This window comes from Membranihabitans marinus, assembly GCF_019802045.1.
GTDB lineage: Bacteria > Bacteroidota > Bacteroidia > Chitinophagales > Saprospiraceae > Membranihabitans > Membranihabitans marinus_A.
Genome location: NZ_JAHVHU010000005.1, coordinates 355,654 through 375,699, shown reverse-complemented (window position 1 = coordinate 375,699; position 20,046 = coordinate 355,654). Strand labels below are relative to the sequence as shown.

The 20,046-nt window shown below is 43.6% G+C and carries 17 protein-coding genes; 9 read left to right on the top strand and 8 right to left on the bottom strand.

The window, feature by feature from the left end; translation table 11 throughout:
• The first annotated feature begins 278 nt into the window (after positions 1-278).
• Positions 279-803 carry a hypothetical protein gene (locus KUV50_RS05995; protein WP_222579187.1) on the top strand — a complete coding sequence of 175 codons (525 nt, stop codon included), beginning with the start codon at positions 279-281 and terminating at the stop codon, positions 801-803.
• Positions 804-1,147: 344 nt separating this feature from the next.
• Here KUV50_RS05995 and KUV50_RS05990 read toward each other — a convergent pair whose 3' ends face one another.
• On the bottom strand, positions 1,148-1,765 hold the full coding sequence (locus KUV50_RS05990) for a hypothetical protein (protein WP_222579186.1): 618 nt from the start codon (positions 1,763-1,765) through the stop codon (positions 1,148-1,150).
• Positions 1,766-1,840: 75 nt separating this feature from the next.
• On the opposite strand from KUV50_RS05990, the gene cls reads away from it, so the two are divergent.
• The 5 genes from cls (at position 1,841) to KUV50_RS05965 (ending at position 6,447) form a co-directional block, all read left to right on the top strand.
• A complete protein-coding gene (cls, locus tag KUV50_RS05985) occupies positions 1,841-3,298 on the top strand; it encodes a cardiolipin synthase (protein WP_222579185.1) in 1,458 nt (485 codons plus the stop codon).
• Positions 3,299-3,452: 154 nt separating this feature from the next.
• Positions 3,453-3,794 (top strand): DUF6970 domain-containing protein, encoded by a 342-nt coding sequence (locus KUV50_RS05980; protein WP_222579184.1) that lies wholly within the window; start codon positions 3,453-3,455, stop codon positions 3,792-3,794.
• 114 nt (positions 3,795-3,908) lie between these two features.
• Positions 3,909-4,685, top strand: a complete 777-nt coding sequence (locus KUV50_RS05975) for a hypothetical protein (RefSeq protein WP_222579183.1) — start codon at positions 3,909-3,911, stop codon at positions 4,683-4,685.
• A 171-nt stretch (positions 4,686-4,856) separates the two neighbouring features.
• Positions 4,857-5,300: a Dabb family protein gene (locus KUV50_RS05970; protein WP_261395012.1), complete on the top strand. Its 444-nt coding sequence runs from the start codon at positions 4,857-4,859 to the stop codon at positions 5,298-5,300.
• Entirely contained in the window at positions 5,293-6,447 is a 1,155-nt protein-coding gene (locus KUV50_RS05965; protein ID WP_222579182.1) for a glycerate kinase, read from the top strand. Before KUV50_RS05970 ends, KUV50_RS05965 begins: the two co-directional genes overlap by 8 nt.
• A gap of 212 nt (positions 6,448-6,659) precedes the next feature.
• Here KUV50_RS05965 and KUV50_RS05960 read toward each other — a convergent pair whose 3' ends face one another.
• The 5 genes from KUV50_RS05960 to KUV50_RS05940 all read right to left on the bottom strand — a co-directional run bounded on the left by KUV50_RS05960 (position 6,660) and on the right by KUV50_RS05940 (position 12,985).
• Positions 6,660-8,438 (bottom strand): SLC13 family permease, encoded by a 1,779-nt coding sequence (locus KUV50_RS05960; protein ID WP_222579181.1) that lies wholly within the window; start codon positions 8,436-8,438, stop codon positions 6,660-6,662.
• Between the two features lie 374 nt (positions 8,439-8,812).
• Positions 8,813-9,703, bottom strand: a complete 891-nt coding sequence (locus KUV50_RS05955; RefSeq protein ID WP_222579180.1) for an alpha/beta hydrolase — start codon at positions 9,701-9,703, stop codon at positions 8,813-8,815.
• Positions 9,704-9,720: 17 nt separating this feature from the next.
• On the bottom strand, positions 9,721-10,965 hold the full coding sequence (locus KUV50_RS05950) for a hypothetical protein (protein ID WP_222579179.1): 1,245 nt from the start codon (positions 10,963-10,965) through the stop codon (positions 9,721-9,723).
• A 250-nt stretch (positions 10,966-11,215) separates the two neighbouring features.
• Positions 11,216-11,911, bottom strand: coding sequence for a DUF6438 domain-containing protein (locus KUV50_RS05945; RefSeq protein ID WP_222579178.1), 696 nt, complete (start codon positions 11,909-11,911; stop codon positions 11,216-11,218).
• A gap of 138 nt (positions 11,912-12,049) precedes the next feature.
• Positions 12,050-12,985: an OmpA family protein gene (locus KUV50_RS05940; RefSeq protein ID WP_222579177.1), complete on the bottom strand. Its 936-nt coding sequence runs from the start codon at positions 12,983-12,985 to the stop codon at positions 12,050-12,052.
• Positions 12,986-13,169: 184 nt separating this feature from the next.
• Between KUV50_RS05940 and KUV50_RS05935 the strand changes: the two genes are divergently transcribed.
• Entirely contained in the window at positions 13,170-13,676 is a 507-nt protein-coding gene (locus KUV50_RS05935) for a hypothetical protein (protein ID WP_222579176.1), read from the top strand.
• Between the two features lie 288 nt (positions 13,677-13,964).
• Here the strand turns inward: KUV50_RS05935 and KUV50_RS05930 are convergent, their stop codons facing one another.
• On the bottom strand, positions 13,965-15,266 hold the full coding sequence (locus tag KUV50_RS05930; RefSeq protein WP_222579175.1) for an aspartate kinase: 1,302 nt from the start codon (positions 15,264-15,266) through the stop codon (positions 13,965-13,967).
• 229 nt (positions 15,267-15,495) lie between these two features.
• On the opposite strand from KUV50_RS05930, the gene KUV50_RS05925 reads away from it, so the two are divergent.
• Complete coding sequence (locus KUV50_RS05925; protein WP_222579174.1) at positions 15,496-17,997, top strand: PIG-L family deacetylase; 2,502 nt, start codon at positions 15,496-15,498, stop codon at positions 17,995-17,997.
• Positions 17,998-18,006: 9 nt separating this feature from the next.
• Positions 18,007-19,692 carry a sodium:solute symporter gene (locus tag KUV50_RS05920; protein WP_261395011.1) on the top strand — a complete coding sequence of 562 codons (1,686 nt, stop codon included), beginning with the start codon at positions 18,007-18,009 and terminating at the stop codon, positions 19,690-19,692.
• Positions 19,693-19,779: 87 nt separating this feature from the next.
• Here the strand turns inward: KUV50_RS05920 and KUV50_RS05915 are convergent, their stop codons facing one another.
• Positions 19,780-20,043, bottom strand: coding sequence for a chaperone modulator CbpM (locus tag KUV50_RS05915; RefSeq protein ID WP_222579173.1), 264 nt, complete (start codon positions 20,041-20,043; stop codon positions 19,780-19,782).
• Between the last annotated feature and the right edge of the window lie 3 nt (positions 20,044-20,046).

The window sequence follows — 20,046 nt, the reverse complement described above, 5'->3', positions numbered from 1 at the left end:
GAAGTGGCTGGAATAAAATTTATAACCAATTGTACATTTATTTTGAAGATCGAATAAAATAAATCATTTTTGAAACTATTGATTCCCTATGATTCATACACAAAATTCTGCATAGGCTCTACCACCATTTCAATAAACTTTCTAACAATAAATGGCTTGTACAAGCAAATTACAAAAACTATCCGGAAAATGATACAACTGCTCTTTATGTACTTTTAGATAAAGATTTTCAGCAGATCCAGAATAAATATATTCCCTATAGCATTAGCTTTGAAAGCGTGTCTACGTTCGATCCAGTTAGTTCAGGTTCTTATGAGCATGTTCTTTTTGCAGGAATATTTGAGAATAATCTTTATACCCTCGATGAACAAGATCGACTTCAGGTTAAGTACAAAGTAGACTTCGGAAAGTATAATCTTACAGAGCAGGAGTTACAATCGGATGATAATAGGAAGATTGCCAAACTTTGGCAGGATGGTAAACGCAAAACCTATTTGGATAGGCTGCATGAAACTGATTTGTTTTTAGGGTTTTCCTATTTATTCAAAGATAAAGAGGAATTTTGTATCTATTCGAAGACATCTGGGACATCGCTGAGCTCGGAGAACATTGGGAACAGTGATTTTATATCGGGTATTTTTGTCGGTTTTACAGATGATTATTTTGTGATTGCAGCTGAACCATTAAACGTTATTGACTACCTAAAGCGGAATGAAAAAGGTACTGAACGTTTTAAAGGGTTGGATGTGAAAGAAGGTGATAATCCTATTTTGGTGTATTACCGATTGGAAAAAGAGTTATGAATATTGTCTGGCTGTTATTTGTAGTTGTGATATTTTGGTGCCAATCAAATTCAGAAGAAACTACCAAGATACCCGGATGTGAATTAAAGCCATTATCCTTATATCAGTGTTTTATTGGAAATTCGTTAAGGGATAGTGAAATTATGAACCAGTGTATTAGAGCACCTCTGCTCAGGGTGGGCTGCCTCGTCCCCAAGATCAACGTGAGCTCGACGCTTGTGGTGGGCTGCCTGGAAAAAACGGGTGGGTGCGGGTGCGGCATAGCGGGTGAGCGTTCGTTTTTTCTTGACTTTTGCTCTACTTTGCGTCAAGGCAAAGTAGAAAAGAAATTCTTGACTTATTATCTATTTCGCCGGCGTAATCATAATATGGGCTCTATGCGTCCCTGCATCCATTAACCAAGGTAATCCGCCTCCGACCGGTTTGGTCGGCAAGCCACTTTCTTCACCAGTCAGATATGGAACGTATATGACGGATCTGATCCGGCTTTCTGCCACATCGCCCGTGGATAGGTCAACGGCTTCTTCATCGGCATCAAAAACAAAAAGCGTTGCCGGTTTTTCAGGGAGTTGTAACTTCCCCGATGCAGCTTCTTCCCCCCTGATTTTTCTCATTTCTTTGGTGCTGACACCTTCTGCCTTAAGTTCCCGTCCTCTCGCCATAAAAGGTTCCAATTCCTTGAAATAACAAGCCGTGTGAATGTCCTTTTTGAATGGGTCATCGGCCAGGCAAACCAGATCATTGGTCCCTTGGCGGAGAACCACGATTTCCCCCTTTTTATTATAACCCAATACTTTAGCTCCTTCCGCTTTGTCAGACGGAGCTGATTTGATGGCCAATTTGATCTGTACATCATCGGTCGGGAAATCATCTGTGCCACTCTGAGCCATGGATGGCATCATAAAGCCACACAAAAAGAGAACAGTCAATAAATAGGTGAAAATTTTCATAGTATTTTTCATTGTATTGTTTTGACACGGTGCTCAATAAACATATTTATGTCATTTAAAGTTCATTCTTTTCTATATATTGCAAGAATGAATTGGTTTTTACTCGGAGAAATCGTCTATATCGCTGTTCTTATTTTCGTTTGTATCCGAATACTTTATGATACCCGCAGCGCAACCAAAACCATGAGCTATCTTCTGCTGGTTGTTTTCCTTCCCATCGTCGGTATTATCTTGTATTTTTCAATCGGGGTCAATTATCGCAACCGGAAGATATACAGTAAAAAACTGGTGAAGGATGTCGATCTTGATCAATGGTTGAGAAAGGAGATCTTGAAGTCGTCCCAACGAATCATGGAAACGGGGAATGAAGTGCTCAGAGAAAATAAAGCTTTGGCTAAACTGGTCCTGCATGAAGAACTCAGTCCCATCACCAGGAATAACTCGACCAAAATATTAGTCAACGGCGAGGAAAAATTTCCCAAAGTGATTGAAGTACTGGAATCGGCTCAGGATCATATTCATATGGAGTATTACATTTACGAGCCGGACCGGATCGGCCGTGAAATCGCAGAAGTACTCAAACGGAAAGCCCAAGAAGGGGTGATCGTCCGATTTGTGTACGATGATTTTGGCAGCCGGAAGATCAGGCGTCAGTTGGTTGGAGAACTTCGGGAAGCCGGGGTTCATGCAGTTCCCTTTTATAAAATCAAATTAATTTTTCTGGCCAATCGCATCAACTACAGGAACCACCGGAAGATTATAGTAGTGGATGGTCGGGAGGCTTTTGTGGGCGGGATCAATGTCAGCGATGATTACATCAACTACAAGGGGGATAATGAACCGGCTTATTGGCGAGATATGCACCTTTATATGTCCGGCCCCGTGGTTCATCACCTGCAGTATTTGTTTATGGGAGATTGGAACTTTTGTGCTGAGGATAGTCTAGGACCCACGAAAGATTATTTTCCTGATTTTACCGATATCAAACACCCGGAAGACCGCTACATGCAGATTGTGGCCAGCGGACCTGATTCTGATTCTCCGGCAATATTGTATTCGATACTACAGGGAGTCATGCTGGCAAAATCTGAAATATTAATTACTACGCCGTATTTTATCCCGGGGGAAAGCTTGATGGACTTATTGGTGATATCAGCTAAAAGTGGCGTGAATGTGCATATTATGATTCCAGCTGTGGGGGACAGCATCGTGGTTAATTCAGCAGCGCAATCCTATTATCTGGAGTTGCTGGAAGCGGGTGTACACATTCATCGGTATAAAAAAGGTTTTGTGCACTCTAAAACCATGGTGGTTGATGGTGAGATCGTGATGATCGGCACGGCGAATATGGATATTCGTAGTTTCGATCTGAATTTTGAGGTGAATGCTATTATCTACGATGAAGAGGACGCTGCACGTATGCGACAAATCTTTTTTGATGACGTGAAACATGCGAGTGAGATAGATTTGCAGGAATGGAAAAGTCGGCCCAGACACATCCACCTCCTCGAGCGGGTGGCCCGGTTGGTATCTCCCTTGCTCTAAAGAAAGTAGTATTTTAACACACAGGTCTGGACAAATTGGTTCGGGGTTTCGTTTTGAAAATTAGAACTTTGTTTTTTGTAAATCAGATCCAGTGCTTTTCGAGATGCAAGGTCGGCCAAACTTATTTTATGCTATAATTTCAATGTGAGTTCTTATGAAAATCATTTTATTTAGCGGTATTTTGACTTTTATCATGTTTGCGATCCGGTGCGATAAAGATGATCCAGAGCATGTAGTGCCCGATTGTGTGAAAGATAAAATTGATCAACTGGAAAAAGAGGATTGTCCCTCGGTAAGTCGTGTCTTGGAATATCAGTTCAACGGTGAAAAAGTATTTGTAATTCATCCTGAAAATTGTGGAGCAGACCTGACCAGCGAAATTGTGGATCAAGATTGCAATACGATTTGTTACCTGGGGGGCATTGCGGGAAATCTGACGTGTGAAGATGTCAATTTTGAAGATCATGCTACCGATGAGCGACAGATTTACCCCTGACATCAGGAAGAACCAGATGACTTTCCCGGAATAAAATCATTTTGACAAAACAAGATCACAAAATTGCCGTTGAATTAGACAAATTAATTAATTGAAACCAGAAAGTTTTACTCTATGAATTTTAAGTTACGTCATAATTTTGTTCCTGCTCGTTTAGTAGCACTCATTGCAGTGATCTCCATGGGCATTTTTGCTTGTCGCGATGGTGGAGAAGCCGAAAGAAACACGTCATCGAATACGTCAACGACCCTCAGTGCTCCAGAAAGTAATCCGATGGGCGATCAACCAAACAATGCTACAACAGTTTCTGGTAATTCAGATTTTCATTATATCTGTGTGAATAATTGTGAAGGCAGTGGTGCTGATGCCGCCGGACCATGTCCGGTTTGCGGGGAAGAATTGGTTCATAATACAGCATTCCATGGCGCTAACCAGGGTGCCAATGACCCGGGACCTCAGATCATTACGGATGATGAAGGTTCTTTTTCATCAAAAATTACACCACTCGGTCAGGAATCCGGTTCCGGTACAGCTGCGCCGGCAGTCACCGGAAATGCCTCTTTTCATTATGTCTGCAGCGCAGGATGTGGTGGTGGCGGAGCGGCACAAGGCCCTTGTCCTTCCTGCGGTGCTGCTATGTCCCACAATGATGCATTTCATGCCAATCAGGGTGCTCCAGGAGCAGCCGGCGCAGGAAGTCAGCCCTCGGGACAGAAATACCCCAGTGTGTTCAATACGCCGGGTGCAGTACCTTCCGCATCACCTCAGGGAGGATCAGGGGGAACTACGCACTACATTTGCAGTGCAGGCTGCGGTGGAGGTGGAAATGCTCAGGGAACCTGTCCTTCTTGCGGAGCACCATTAGTACATAATGATGCGTTTCACCAATAAAAGAAAATATATATTTAGATTTGGCGGTCCGTCTGGAACTGCCAAATCTATTATTTCTTCTTTTTGAACCAATTGGTTTGGGATCTCAATCTTTTTAAAAATATATTTTATATTTTAGGCGATGTGATATTTCTTCCATACGTCGAACCACTTTATAAAATATATTTATCAATGATAAAGTCCCTATTAAGCCTGATCGTATTTTTTATGCTCTCCGGAGGATTCTTCAGTACGACTACCCAAGCTCAAAATTCGTCTCAAAAATTACTCGTGAGTAAATCAAACAATCCAGAGCAAGCCAGTCAAGACAAAAAATTACGACACGTCGTTTTATTTGGTTTTAAAGAAGACGCCACACCGGCCGATATCCGAAAAGTAGAAGAAGCTTTTTCTGCTTTACCTGGAAAGATACCGCAAATCAAAGATTATGAATGGGGGATTAACAACAGCCCGGAAGGCCTCAATGACGGACTCACCCATTGCTTTTTAGTTACGTTTGAAAGCGAAGATGATCGAGCCATATACTTGCCCCATCCGGAGCATAAAGCATTTGTTGATGTTCTCAAACCGCATCTGGAAAAAGCAGTCGTAGTAGACTACTGGACCAATGAGTAAGGATATCCATATCTTACTTGCACCAGATTCATTCAAAGGAAGTCTACGGGCTCCTCAGATTTGTACACATCTGAAGGACGGTATTTTGGAAAGCGGCTTCACAGCAAGCCTGACAAATCTCCCTTTGGCGGATGGTGGCGAGGGAACGGTGGAAGCTGTGATCGAGTCCATGGATGGCAGCTATTGTAATGCCATCGTTCATGATCCCTTCATGCGTCCTATAGAAGCATCTTATGGTATGATTGAGGAAAGCCGGACCGCGGTGATCGAAATGGCAGCGGCATCCGGATTGGAATTGATCGGGACGGATGAAGCCAATCCGATGATTGCTACTACTTATGGAACTGGTGAACTTATATTGGATGCCCTGGACAGAGGGTGCCGACAATTTATCATAGGGATAGGGGGGAGTGCTACCAACGATGGTGGTGCTGGTATGCTGGAAGCTCTCGGAGCTACATTCGTCCCCGATCCGACCCATACACAAAGAAGTATAAAGGGTGGAGGCAATCTGATTCATCTGACCTCGGTCGATCTTACCACACTGGATGATCGTCTGCAAGACGCTCATTTTCAAATCGCCTGTGATGTAACCAATCCTTTGTTGGGGACTCAGGGTGCAACTCAAATTTATGCCACACAAAAAGGAGCACATCCCGAGCAGCTATCACTGCTGGAAGCCAGTCTTGAACACTGGGGGCAACTTCTTGAAAAGGCAGCGGGACATTCCATTATTGAAATACCAGGTTCAGGAGCAGCGGGGGGCTTAGGTGCCGGATTTTTGGCATTCCCTTCAGTAGAACTTGCTTCCGGTTTTGAACTAATCAAAGATTTAATCAGTCTGGAAGGGCACATTCAAAAGGCCGACCTCATCATCACCGGCGAAGGTAAGGTAGATCGTCAGACTATATATGGCAAGGTAGTTTCTGGCGTGGGTAAGCTGGCGCAGAAGTACAATAAACCCGTGATCTGCCTCGCGGGAACGTTGGGTCCGGGAAGTGACCAACTATATCCGTATGGAATTACGGCGTTGTTCTCGATCGTAAACCGTCCAATGACTCTTGATGAAGCGATGGAATTAACCCCTGAGTTACTCCGGCAAAGTGGACGAAATTTGATGGGATTGTTCCACGCTTTTTGCAATTAGTCTGATCGTACCATACCATTTGCATTTGATAAGATCATATGAGATTCTGAAGGCAGTCAAACATGACCGGGGATAAAACGAAGGTGCAGCCTCCATACCAAAAGTTTTGACGAAAAGAATCGAAGAACATTTTGAGGCACCCAAGGTGATTGGCAATGGTATCTCGTTCCACGACGATTTTTACGAAGCGGACGTAAAGCTCTTGAGATTGTTTAAAAAGGCCAAAATAATGGGATTAGCAGGGTGGCTAAGATCCAGAAAATAATATTTAAGGGGGCACCTATTTTAGTGAAATCTGTGAATTTGTATTTGCCGATTCCATAGATTAGTGTATTGGTCTGATAGCCAAATGGGGTAATAAAACTCAGCGAGGCAGCGTAGGTGACCGCAAAAATAAATGGGTATGGGTTAACATGGAGATGTTCTGCGGTCTTCAATGCAATCGGAATCAGTAGGGCTGCGGAGGCATTGTTGGACATGAGAGCAGTGATGCCCATCGTCAGCAAAAACAATCCGGACAATACCGCTCTTGGTCCAAAATCATCCAGAATGAAAACTACTTTTTCTGCGATGAACTGTGCAGCACCAGATTTGTCCATGGCTGTGCCAAGCGGGATGACCCCTGCGAGTAATACAATTACTTTCCAGTTGACAGAGTTAAAAGCTTCTTCGGCGGTGACGCTGTTCGTGAGAATGAGAACGATGACGCCGATAATTGCACTGACCACAATAGGAAAGATGTTGAGCGCTGCTGTGATGACCACCCCCAGTAAAGTCAGCAGAACAATCCATGTTTTGTTTTTCCGATTGGGGCTTATTCCCACTTCTGACACGACAACGAACGAAGGATCCGCATCTACTTCGGCCAGTTGTTCCCGACTCATGATGAGCAGAATGACATCGCCGGCATTGAGGTTAATATTTTGAAGGTTTTCCCGCTCGGTTTCCCCATCGTGTCTGATGGCCAATGGAATCGCTTTGCTGCGATCTGTAAAATTGATGTTGCTTAAGCTACGCCCGACCAAAGGGGAATCCGGGGCCACTACTGCTTCGACCAGGGTGTCCCGACCCCGTTTGAGGTCATAATCCCGCCATTTGTTGGATGGTTTTAAGGAAATATCATCCCGGTTGATCAATTTCTTTATTTCGTTGGCACTGCCTCTGATCCGAAGTATGTCACCGGGTTCGATGAGTACTTTGGTTCTCTGTGCCGATGAATCAATGTCGTCTTTGAATATTCGCAGCACATCCAGGTCCAGTCGATTGGTCAGAATTTCCTGGTCAAAAACCTCATTGATCAGATTGCTACCCGGCTCTATAATAACATCTGTCAGGTAATTCTGGATGTTATATCCGCTCGTCAATTCTTCATTTTTACGCCGTGACGGAATCCATTGAATCCCCACGGTGATCATATAGATCAATCCAACACCCCATAAAATGACGCCCATGGGACTAAACTCAAACATAGATAAGCGTTCCATCCCCTGGTCCTGGACGATCGAACTGACCAGAATATTGGTAGAGGTTCCTATTAAGGTACATATCCCACCTAAAATTCCGGCGAAGGACAGCGGCATCAGAAGTTTGGATGGACTGACATTGATCTTGCTGGCAATACCGATTACGATGGGGATGAAGATGACTACCACGGCGGTATTGTTGATAAACGCCGACGCAAAGCTTACAAACAGCAGCATCTGAAAGAGACCCGACCAAAAGTTTTTTTGAATTTTGCGCGTGAAGTAATCACCAACGACTCCAAGCACCCCTGTACTACGTATGCCTTCACTAAGTATAAACATAAATGTGACCGTTAGCGTGGCCGGATGACTAAAACCTGCCAATCCCTCTTTCAAATCCAAAACTCCCGTAGACATCAACAGCACCAGAATGATGAGTGCAGATATATCAAAGGAGATGTATTCGGTCGTGAATAAGAAAAACGCCAAAGCCAACAAACCAAATACTAATATGATTTCGAATGACATACGATTGTTTCATTATGGCCGTCAGGAATAGTAGAGGGAAATTTGTCCCATTTCTCCAAGGGCGATATAAATATACCGACTCTGTCGACAATAGAAAACAGATTGTATATTTTATATAAAATGAATTGATGGATTTGACCTGAACTATGCACTACAGCAGCTTTGTTTTGGATGCAAATAATACACGATCAATTGTTTATGAGCAAAATTTGACGGATATCATCCCTCATTCAGGGGGGTGTTCTTAACCGAAAAGAATCGAATAACATTTCGAAATTAATTAGTTTTCATGGATCTGAATGGTATTTAATGCAATCTTTCTCCAGGAGATTTTATTAGTAAACCGGAGAATCCGCTGGTTCTGAATCAGATGGTCATAGATGTTGTCTGAACCAGTTTAATCCTGCTTTATAGGCTTCTTCTATCGGAATAGTGCGGTGAGTAGCCGGGTACCATATTATATCTTTTGGCTGACCGGCTTTTTTATATAAAAATTTAGAAGTTGCTGGTGGGATGACTTCATCTTGTTCAGCATTAATCATAAGAAGAGGACGTGGAGCGATTTGTTTGACAAAATGGATCGGATCAATGGTACTCAGATAATTTTTATTTTCTTTGGTCAGTGCATGAATGCCATACATTAAGTTGAGCCGCCCTCCAGCCAGTGTAATCACCGGCACTTTTACCCGCTCATCTACGCCGGCAAATATGGTTCCTATGATACCGCCCAGGCTGATTCCATAATACCCAATTCTATGCGGATCAAGTTCTGGCCTGGTTTCGATAAAATCAAGGGCTCGTCGTAAATCAAACACACTTTGCGTAATCACTTCCCGACTGCGATAGCGGGTGGATCCGTCAAAGGAAAAATCAAAGTCAGCCTCTTTCCGTGCACCATGATTATACAAGTCTATTCGAAGGACAGCATAGCCTGCCTCTCTCAGGATAGCTTCCCCTCCAGCTATGTAGTCTACATTCTTGTGATCTCCGAGGCCGTGGACGAGGATAATGACGGGAAGCGGTGGACCGACAACATCGGGATATGACAGGATTCCGGTCACCGCTTCATGATGCGTACTTGTAAATTCAATTTCGTAAAAGGTATCTCCCAGAATACTGGTGGATCGAGTCGTCAGATTGAGTGGAGCGGTCTGATCATAATTATAATAGGCTGTTCCTGATAGATTTTTGCCGGAATGACAGCTGAGACAAAGGGTGGATACCAGTATCGAAAATAGGATGAGATAAAAACGGTGGAGTTTCACGATTTATGGCTTTATATTTATGGATTTTGGTTGTGAAGTAAATCAATACAGGTGTTAATGAGAATATCTCCGGTTTGTTCCCCCAGACTAGTATTGGTCACATACTCATATCGCTTAAAACTGTCATAATCCTCTTTGGTCAATATATAACCGTAAGCATCATTGGTCAGTCCGAAAAGAAATGGAAAATCCGTATTCATTTTGCGCTTTAAATAATACCCAATATTGGGTAATGCCTCCCCGGGAATCGTTAGGATCTGCGCTGCACCTATATCTATCCGTGCAATCTCAGTTTCGACATAATACTCCGTGCCTATACGAATACCATAGGATGCGGCATCCATCAACTGTCTCATCAACGGAGATGTTACCGGAAACCGAGTCGTATGGGATGTGATGCTCAAAGCAGGTTGTTGATCAGGAGTTGCAGGTTCTACAATTCGCAGTGCTTCATCTGCCAGTAAATGGCCGATGCGCTGGCATTCTTTCCAGGTATTGGACTCATTGCCACCAGGTCTGCGGTTATCAGCAGTGACCATGCCTCCTTGTGCACCATTCATAAATATGGCTACGCCTCCAACTTTTTTTTCAATCCGTTCATACAACGGCCCACAAAGATCGGGCGATAGTATGTTCTGACCCGGACCTATGACTTCGGGGTGAATAGCATAGTTTACTAGGGTTCCGATGACCAGATTACTTTCACTGGATATCGCCTGAATAACACCACATCGGGGATCATATAACTGAGGTGCGTAGTAATTGTAAGCTATCTTTCCTTTTGCTTCTCCGACTGCAATTTTCAGCGTGGCAGGCCGGGCATTCTCAAGAGCTTCGTTTACAGCAGCCGCTATTTGTTGGATGCAGTACGCTAGATATTCCCTATTTACAGTCGATTCTCCATTTTTATCGGGAAAACCATATGCATCCGGCGCGCTGTGTGTATGTGTAGCGCCAATGAGAATGTTTTTGGGAGGAATATCAGGAATTAATTTCCGTGATTCATCCCCTAAGCGGGCCGGCCACCCAAGATTGTCGATGCCAACAATAGCTACTCTGGTCGTATCACGAACAATTACCATAGCTCTTACGGTGAGGTTTCCTTTCCGTATGTGTGCACGCTGCGGAGTACCCACGCCACCTGAAACCGGCAGAATAGGATCCGGCGTGATGTCCTTAACTGCTGCTCCGACGGAGATCGTTTGAGAATACAACGCAGTCGCAAGCAAAAAAATGCATGTTGTTGTAAGAATTTGACGCATATTGATACTAAATTGACTTTAGTGGATCTATGGTTTGACTTTCGTTCAATTTGGAATAAATTTACATAATTAATTGTATAATCATTGAAAGAAGTGGTGTTAATCGAACAGCTCTTCATGGAATGAGAAACCAAACCATACTCCCAAAGCTAATCTCCGCTGACCCCGGAATATGTTGACCTAAAGATAGTGCCCTGGTTGTTGTTGTCCGGATAACAAACGTGGTGTGTTTCGTCTGGAACTGGACCGATTATCTTCTTTCCAGGATATGATTGATCTGTGCTTCCCGGACACCGCTTCGTTCCTTTATAGCTTTCAGGGCCCGGGAAATCTTATCTTGGGCACAGAATAATTCATATTTGTGAATATGAGCCCCTACGTGATCCTGGTAAGAAAGTTGATAATAGGTGTCCGGACCATCCAGAGAATAAGGATCCTTATTTGGTTTTAATTCGATCAGGATTTCTTGCCGGATCATAGGGTAGTGTTCCTTGTGGTAAATGAGTTTATGTTTTTCGAGATCTCGGTCGATTCTTTCCACGATGAGCTTTATCGCATCTGGAATAATCACGTCAAGTTCATATTGCCGGTGATTTTTATAATCCTGAAAATTTAGACCGGGAATGTCAGTAACATATTCCTCCGGTTCATCCAGAGTAAGATTGAGATAATCCGGGTGACGGAGGATGGCATTAATTTTTCGAAAGGCTTCGGGAGACAGATCAAATTGGACTGTATCCAGGTAAGGAACATAAGCCAGACCTGAAAAATAACTGGTACCATCTTTTAAAACGGTAACCTCATAGGTCGGGCACCAACCAAAACATGGTGTCCGCTTATAGCTCAGTAATCGATCAGATTCCGGAATGGCATTGAGGTTTTTGATAGATTGACAATTTGATGTTAGTAGGAAGAATGATATCGAAGCGAAGATCCAGTATTTCATTAGAAACTTATGCAATTCCATGGTGTAAAAAAAAAATGGTTTATGCCAGTGGGAAAGATTACCATCCCAACCCGGAATTCCGGATGAGATCAAAAGGAATTCGTCGAAGGTCTGGCATAAACCAAAGAAGCTATACTACTAACTTCGTTCGCTGTTAAAAAGTTCGTATAAAATCTCCAAATTAGGTTCCAGAATGATTTCTGTTCTTCTATTCAATTTTTTATTTTCTTCTGTATCGTTGGGTGCTACCGGATCGTAAAACGCGCGGCCGGAAGCAATGATCCGTTCGGGATTCAGTCCGTTCGCGGTAAGTATCTGAACGACAGCAGTCGCACGTTCTACACTCAGTTGCCAGTTGCGAAAGGGAGTACCGTCCGAATCAGTATGACCTTCTACATTAATATTGACATTGGTCTGATCCCGGAGGACACCAGCCAGTTGTATCAACGCCCGCCGGCCCTTATTGTCAATGACATTGCTTCCTTTGCCAAAGAGTAATTCCTGGCTGAGCGAAACATATATTTTGCCGCCCTCTTCCCGTACGGAGAGCTCACTGCCTGAAAAGTTGTTCAATGCTTGAGTGATCGTGGACTGAAGGGTATCCATTCGTATCTGTTGCTGACGTGATTGTTCTTTGAGCTGAAGAAGGGTTGCTTCCCGGCGGTCAATATCCCTGGACAGGCTGTCCAGACGGGAGCGTTGTTGTTCAAGGCTTTTTTCCTTATTCGCTAATTCTCTGGAAAACGCTGCCATATCTTCGGAATACGTTGTAATAAGCTTATCTTTTTCTTCCAGTGCGTTGTCGTAAGCTTGTCTGAGTTGGTCGTGACTTCCCTGCAATGCTGCAAACTTTTCTTTGGTCGTCGTGAGCTCTTTACGTAAATCTTCCAGGATCTGAATGCGTTGCCGGAGTTCAGTTATGGTCTCTGCCTGGAACTCATTGGTTTTTTTCAATTCTGCCAGACGACGGTCTGTGGACTGGTATCTGCGTTGCAAGGCCTCGTGCTTTTTTGAGGAGACACAGGAGACGGTAATCCATCCCATCAGCAGCATTAAAATTACCAATTGTTTCATTCTGACCATTATTTACCGATACAAAGATAAAATTTAATAATATTGTATCGAGTATATCACATTCTTATTTATGAAAAACGGTTTTTATCCTTTAAGTTTGATCATTTTGCTGTGTTTAACGTCTTGTAATACTGACCCTGACAATTCGTTAACAGATGCAGTATCTGTGACAGAGGAGATGGCCATGAAGAATACTGTGAGAAAAACGGAGATATTTTCATTGCCCAATCCGAAGGCTGCTGACTCCTCGAGTCATTATTTTTTTGTGGAAAATGTGGCCGGGACTGTTGAATACCAGCAGTTTGATTTCTCAGGCCAAACCTGGCAATCTGTCGAATCATTGTTTCAGAAAAATTTTTTGGGTGGTCCTTTGCATACTGGTCGTGTGATATATCAGCAAGCGCTGTGGCGCGATTCGACCCGGTATATGTTGTTTGCGAAAGATATTGAACAAGGCATGGTAATTCAGGTGCAACCCCTGGCTGAAATAAGAATCAATGATGAGCCTTCCCAGTCTGTGTATCTCTTTGTTCCGAAAAATAATGCGTACCGATTATCTGGATGCAATAATTTTGATGACTGGTTTACGTATTGCAGCCAACAGCGGTTTTATGTTCAGTATTGGATTGAACATCAATTCAAGCCCCGGTTTATCAAAAGAATTCAATGGAGACCATTTTCAATACCATAATAAAGCTGGAACCTGGAGGCTGTCAAAGTCACAAACTAAAAGCTCAAAGTAAGAAAGCAGGAAATCTGAAAGATGAAAGACTCAGTTCATGAGCACTCCCCTCCTTGCAAGAACTAAACCACAAACAAATCCACTATCGTTTGTCAAGGCTGAGCAGAGCTATGCCACTCCGTAAATTCGAGAACTGCTCGCACACTCAAGAACCCAACTACAAACGATAATACCACTAAAGAATAGTAAAATCTCTACTGTCCAACAACCAAAGCGAAGCTCCCAAGCTCTTCAACTCTATGCTTTTCTTTTTAGGACAGGTACCTCCTTGAGCACCAGCTGGACGGTTTTCGGGATCCGTTCTTCAAAAAGAACCACTTTCCCATTTTTCATCTCATCGACGATGGGATTTTGGTAATGCCGGATAGTAATCAATTCCAGGTTGCGTTCATCCTCTAGGTCAAACTCTTCTTTGATTTCTTCCAGAAAACGAGTAATCCGGTTGGGATTATCAGTGATGCACACGGTAAATGAAATGGCTGTATTGCGCATGAGATTGACCCGGATCCGGTGTTTATCAAAAAGCGTGAACAACCTACTCAAATGATGTTCGGCCACAAAGGAAAGATCGCGAGTACTTATAGAAAGTAGCCGTTGGTTTTTTTCAACAACCACCACAGGCGGGTATTGCAATTCTGATGCGCCTGAAATCAAGGTGCCCGCCCCCTCGGGGTTTATGAAAGATTTGACTTTAAGCGGAATGTTTTTATTCTGAAGGGGTTTGATCGTTTTGGGGTGAATGACCTTGGCGCCATAATAAGTCATTTCGATCGCCTCCAGGTAGGACAGCCGATCGATCAATGAAACATTCTCAAATAGCCTGGGATCGGCGGTCAGCACACCGGGAACATCTTTCCAAATGGCCATGTATTCTGCTTCCAGGCAATAGGAACAAATTGCAGCGGTATAGTCGGATCCTTCGCGTCCCAAGGTGACAGCATGCTGGTGGTCATCAGAAGCGATAAATCCTTGCGTGATAACTATATTATGCTGGTCAAAGGCCGGAATAACCGTTTTTTGAAACAACCACGATGTCTCATTCCAGTTAACTCGCCCTTCGCGATGGGTGCTGTTGGTTCGGATAATTTGTCTGGCATCCTGCCAGTGAAGATTGATGTTTCGTTTTTGTGTCAGATAGGCAGCCACGATCAGCGTCGAAATGAGCTCTCCACACGATACGATCTGGTCATAGGTGAAATCATACGTAGCTGTTTCTGTATCCAGCTGTCGTATAAAATCGCGCACGGAAGCAAAAACCTTTTCCAATTGGTGGATATACTGATCTTGCTCCAGTTCGAGTTCCTCAATAACTTTAGCACTGGATTGTTTGAGCAGATCCAGGACTTGTTCAGCCTGTGGTTTGTCGTCAAGGGCATATCGTACGACGTCCTCGAGCGTATTGGTTGTCTTACCCATGGCAGAGATGACAACCACTAATTTGGAACTGTTCTGAGCTTCGATGATATCTGCTACATTGTGGATACCATCCGCATCTTTTACAGATGCTCCCCCAAACTTGTAAACGATGTATTTTGACATGATTTATCTTATCCTGTTGTTTTCGCAAATATAAAATAATATGAGTGTAAGCCTCAAAAGCTTTGACAGAATGATGAATGCAGAAACCTTATTTGGTTTTCCCACCTTCTTGAACCGTACAGCCGCTATCCGGCTGTGACGGTTTCTATCCCGGGGATAAATTTATCACATCATTATTAAACGAATGCTTATTTTTCTATCTTCCACCTTCTAATATAAAATTAATGCTATGTCTCGTTACCTTGGATCATTATTGATCTTATTGTTACTTCCTGTTTTGGGGTTTACACAAAAATCACCGGAACTGACTTCTTCTGAAATATACCAGAAGCTTGAAAAACTGGGTACTTTAGCCAATGTACTTTATATAGCTGCACACCCGGATGATGAGAATACAAGCTTGATTTCCTTTTTTAGCAATGAAAAACATTATGAGACCACTTATCTTTCGTTGACCCGGGGTGATGGTGGCCAAAACCTGATCGGTCCGGAGATCGGTCCTTTACTCGGGGTGATCCGGACAGAAGAATTGCTCGCTGCCCGCGATGTGGATGGCGGGACTCAAATGTTTACACGTGCGGTAGACTTTGGATATTCCAAGAATCCGGAAGAAACCTTTGATATTTGGAACAAAGAAAAAGTTCTTCATGATGTAGTCTGGGCAATACGGAAAGTTCGACCGGATATTATCGTAAACAGATTTGATCATCGTACATCAGGTACCACCCATGGGCATCACACGGGGTCTGCAATCTTGAGTTACGATGCTTTTGATCTTGCAGGGGATCCTTCGGTTTTCCCGGACCAATTAAAGTGGGTGGAACCGTGGCAGCCTCGACGGCTTTACTTTAATACCTCCTGGTGGTTTTATGGTAGTCAGGAAAAGTTTGAAGAAGCGGATAAATCAGGGATGACCTCAGTTGATGTGGGGGTTTATTACCCACTTCTTGGAAAATCCAACAATGAAATTTCGGCGCTTTCGAGAAGCCAACACCGTTGTCAGGGTTTTGGCAGGGTGGGAGCCAGGGGAACAGAAAAAGAGTATCTGGAGTTTTTGAAAGGGGATAAACCATCTGGCGATGACCCGTTTTCTGGCATAAACACCAGCTGGTCCCGGGTTCCCGGCGGCGCTGAGGTACAACAGGTTTACGATAAAATAATGGCCGATTTCGATTTTGAAGATCCTTCGACGGTGACACTTCAACTGATGAAGCTGTATGAGTTGATTCAAGCCATGCCTGAGAACGCATTCAAAATAGCTAAACTCCAGGAATGCGAGGAACTTCTGCAAGCTTGTTCTGGACTTTTTCTACAGGTACGTAGTTCTGAAAACCATCTTATTCCCGGAGAGCAGGTATCAGCCGAATGGGAGGTGATCAACCGATCTTCCACACCGATGAAAATCAAAAATATTGAAATACTTCCTCTTGATGTTGCATATCCTGTCAATGTTTCACTCGAGAAAAACATCGGCCATTCAGGGAACATGGAATTTGTGATTCCTGCGGATGCACCCTTTACAAATCCATACTGGCTCAATTATCCTCATACGCTGGGGTTGTATCATGTCTCGGATGAGCAGCGGATTGGACTGCCGGAAACGCCCCGGTATCTGAAGGCTCGTTTTGAATTGGAAATAGGTGGGCAGGAAATTGTGTTGAACCGCGATGTCGTCAATGTAATCGGACGACCAGATCGAGGAGAAATATACCGGCCTGTGGAAATTATTCCAGCGTATACTTTGACGATGCAGAACCCTATCTTGTTTTTACAAAAGGGTGCCACAAAAACACTGGGTGTTCAGGTATATGCACATCACGCAGATCGTCAAAAGGGTGATACGCTGACGTTGTCTATGCCGGTCGGTTTTTCGTGCACACCGGCTTATTATATCTTGGAAGGGGAACCATTGGCCAATTACTCCTTTGAAATTTCCGGTCCGGATCAGGATCTACGAGAGACGGTGCAGGCAGTGGTGCGTACCAAGTCTGGGAAAAGCTATGATCGTACCATGACCCTTATTGATTATGAGCATATCCCCCTGCAAACCGTTCTCCAACCGGCTGAAACTACCGTCGTCAGTCTTCAGGTGAATTCCGGAGTCCGGCAAATTGGTTATTTGCAGGGCGCTGGAGATGAGATTCCCCGGTTTCTGGCGGAAATCGGCATTCAGAGTAAAATACTTACAACTAGCTCTATACCTCACGAAGATCTGGCAGAGTTTGATGCTATCGTTCTGGGAATTCGGGCTTTGAATACCATTGAAGACATTGGAGCGGTGATGCCGGACTTGCTTCAATATGCACATGAAGGCGGTACACTGGTGCTGCAATACAATACCAATCGAGGACTTAAAACGCAAAATTTTTCACCTTTCAAATTAGAATTGTCGCGGGTCCGGGTTACGGATGAAAATTCTCCGGTTCGTATCTTAAAACCACAACATAAAGTCTTGAACGAGCCAAACGCCATAACCTTAAAAGATTTTGAGGGTTGGGTGCAGGAGCGAGGCTTATATTTTCCGGGGGATTACGGCGGTGAATTTGAAACGGTGGTTGCTTTTAAAGATCCCGGGGAGGAATTTTTACCTGGAAGCTTATTGATTGCTCCATATGGTCAGGGCTATTATGTGTATACAGGACTGAGTTTTTTTAGGGAATTACCAGCGGGTGTTCCAGGTGCTTTCAAGCTGTTTGTGAACATACTTTCATTGAATAAGAAACAAAATTAACAACGACGAATGGGTGGACAGATTTCATGGTTAGATTGGTTGGTGCTGGCTGGTACATTGTGTTTTATAGTAGTTGTAGGGGTATGGAAAAGCCGTAAAAATAAAGAATTGGATGGCTTTCTACGAGGTGGAAACGAAGCTTCCTGGTTGACTGTAGGGCTGGGTGTCATGGCGACACAAGCCAGTGCGATTACATTTTTGAGTACGCCTGGTCAGGGATTTGCGGACGGCATGGAGTTCGTTCAATTTTATTATGGTTTGCCTATAGCCATGATTATTCTGTGTATTACCTTTATTCCACTGTATTATAAGCTGAAGGTATATACAGCCTATGAGTTCCTGGAAAACCGATTCGATTTGAAGACCCGAAGTCTTACTTCGTTTCTTTTTCTGATACAGCGTGGGTTGGCAGCAGGAATTACGATTTATGCGCCGGCGATAATACTATCGACCATCATGGGATGGCATCTTAATCTGACATGCATCATTATCGGTATATTGGTGATCGTATACACGGTCAGTGGTGGAACCAAAGCAGTGAACGTCACGCAGCGGTATCAAATGATGATCATTATGGGTGGGATGTTTCTGGCCTTTTATTTGTTGATCGATTCATTACCAGGTGAATTAACCTTTGCCAATGCATGGGACCTGGCTGATTTGCACGGTAAGACTCAGGCGCTTGATTTTAGTTTTGATCCGAACAACCGATATACTTTCTGGAGCGGTATTACGGGCGGATTGTTTCTGGCACTGGCTTATTTCGGGACAGATCAAAGTCAGGTGCAGCGGTACATCTCCGGTCAATCGATTCGGCAATCTCAGATGGGACTTATCTTTAACGCCATTTTCAAAATCCCCATGCAATATTTCATTCTGTTAACGGGAGTTATGGTGTTTGTGTTTTATCAGTTTTACCAGTCTCCGTTGTTTTTCAATCCAGCGGGAGAAGAAATCGTAAAGTCTAGTGAATACGCTGGAGAATATTCTGAACTTGAGCAGGAATACGCTGTGCTAAGCGAACAAAAATCCAATCTATCACTCGACTATCTGCAATCGAAGGACCCTGGTATAGGCCAACAGATTATCGAGCTCAACGGAAAGGAACGTGCACTGCGTGAAGAGGCAAAAACGCTGATTTCTCAGGCAGATCCGATTGCTGAAACCAATGATAAAGATTATGTGTTTATCAACTTTATTATTCACCATCTACCCAAGGGGGTTATTGGTTTACTTCTGGCCGTGATATTTTCTGCCGCCATGTCATCTACAGCCGCTGAACTCAATGCATTGGCCACGACCTCTGTCATTGATATATACAAAAGAACCATTCGACCGGGACGAACACCAAACCACTATCTCAGAGCTTCTAAAACCGCTACTTTGCTCTGGGGATTACTGGCTATTCTTTTCGCCACCTTTGGCACTCTTTTTGAAAACCTGATACAACTGGTTAATATTATCGGTTCGATCTTTTACGGTACCATACTCGGAATTTTCCTGGTCGCTTTTTACATTCGCTTTGTCAAAGCAAATGCGGTCTTTATAGCTGCGGTCATAGCAGAAACCGTCGTAGTGTATTTGTATTTTACGACTGATATTGGATTTTTATGGTTCAATGTCATCGGTTGCGGTCTGGTGGTTCTTTTTGCAATGATGATTCAGGGGGGGCTGAGATTAACTTCACCACGATAAAGGTGAGTTAACTTCACGTATTGTTTACCGCTCGCCAATCCGGAACATGCAGGGCTTTTGATTGATCAGCCCACCACACGGTAAGAGCTATTCTGGTTGCCTTTTTTGTAATTCTTCCAGTTTGTGGGTCAACCGAAGGATAATGTCTATGCCAGGGTTGTTGACCCCCAGATCTTTATGAAGACGAATGACGCGTTCGACCTGAGCCAGTTCCTCTTCAGGAACCCATTCTTCGTCCGATTCTTTGTGAATCCGGAAAAATTCGTATTCCGTCCATTCTTTTAATTCTTCCCGGGTCACTTCATGGAATTGAATGACTTTTCGCAACTGGATATATTTTGTGGTGCTCATAGG

Bases quoted from the DNA above. Each gene is read 5' to 3' on its own strand.
- KUV50_RS05990 (WP_222579186.1), bottom strand. From the start codon at position 1,765: ATGAAAAATACTATGAAAATTTTCACCTATTTATTGACTGTTCTCTTT.
- cls (WP_222579185.1), top strand. From the start codon at position 1,841: ATGAATTGGTTTTTACTCGGAGAAATCGTCTATATCGCTGTTCTTATT.
- KUV50_RS05980 (WP_222579184.1), top strand. From the start codon at position 3,453: ATGAAAATCATTTTATTTAGCGGTATTTTGACTTTTATCATGTTTGCG.
- KUV50_RS05975 (WP_222579183.1), top strand. From the start codon at position 3,909: ATGAATTTTAAGTTACGTCATAATTTTGTTCCTGCTCGTTTAGTAGCA.
- KUV50_RS05970 (WP_261395012.1), top strand. From the start codon at position 4,857: ATGATAAAGTCCCTATTAAGCCTGATCGTATTTTTTATGCTCTCCGGA.
- KUV50_RS05965 (WP_222579182.1), top strand. From the start codon at position 5,293: ATGAGTAAGGATATCCATATCTTACTTGCACCAGATTCATTCAAAGGA.
- KUV50_RS05960 (WP_222579181.1), bottom strand. From the start codon at position 8,438: ATGTCATTCGAAATCATATTAGTATTTGGTTTGTTGGCTTTGGCGTTT.
- KUV50_RS05950 (WP_222579179.1), bottom strand. From the start codon at position 10,965: ATGCGTCAAATTCTTACAACAACATGCATTTTTTTGCTTGCGACTGCG.
- KUV50_RS05945 (WP_222579178.1), bottom strand. From the start codon at position 11,911: ATGAAATACTGGATCTTCGCTTCGATATCATTCTTCCTACTAACATCA.
- KUV50_RS05940 (WP_222579177.1), bottom strand. From the start codon at position 12,985: ATGAAACAATTGGTAATTTTAATGCTGCTGATGGGATGGATTACCGTC.
- KUV50_RS05935 (WP_222579176.1), top strand. From the start codon at position 13,170: ATGAAGAATACTGTGAGAAAAACGGAGATATTTTCATTGCCCAATCCG.
- KUV50_RS05930 (WP_222579175.1), bottom strand. From the start codon at position 15,266: ATGTCAAAATACATCGTTTACAAGTTTGGGGGAGCATCTGTAAAAGAT.
- KUV50_RS05925 (WP_222579174.1), top strand. From the start codon at position 15,496: ATGTCTCGTTACCTTGGATCATTATTGATCTTATTGTTACTTCCTGTT.
- KUV50_RS05920 (WP_261395011.1), top strand. From the start codon at position 18,007: ATGGGTGGACAGATTTCATGGTTAGATTGGTTGGTGCTGGCTGGTACA.
- KUV50_RS05915 (WP_222579173.1), bottom strand. From the start codon at position 20,043: ATGAGCACCACAAAATATATCCAGTTGCGAAAAGTCATTCAATTCCAT.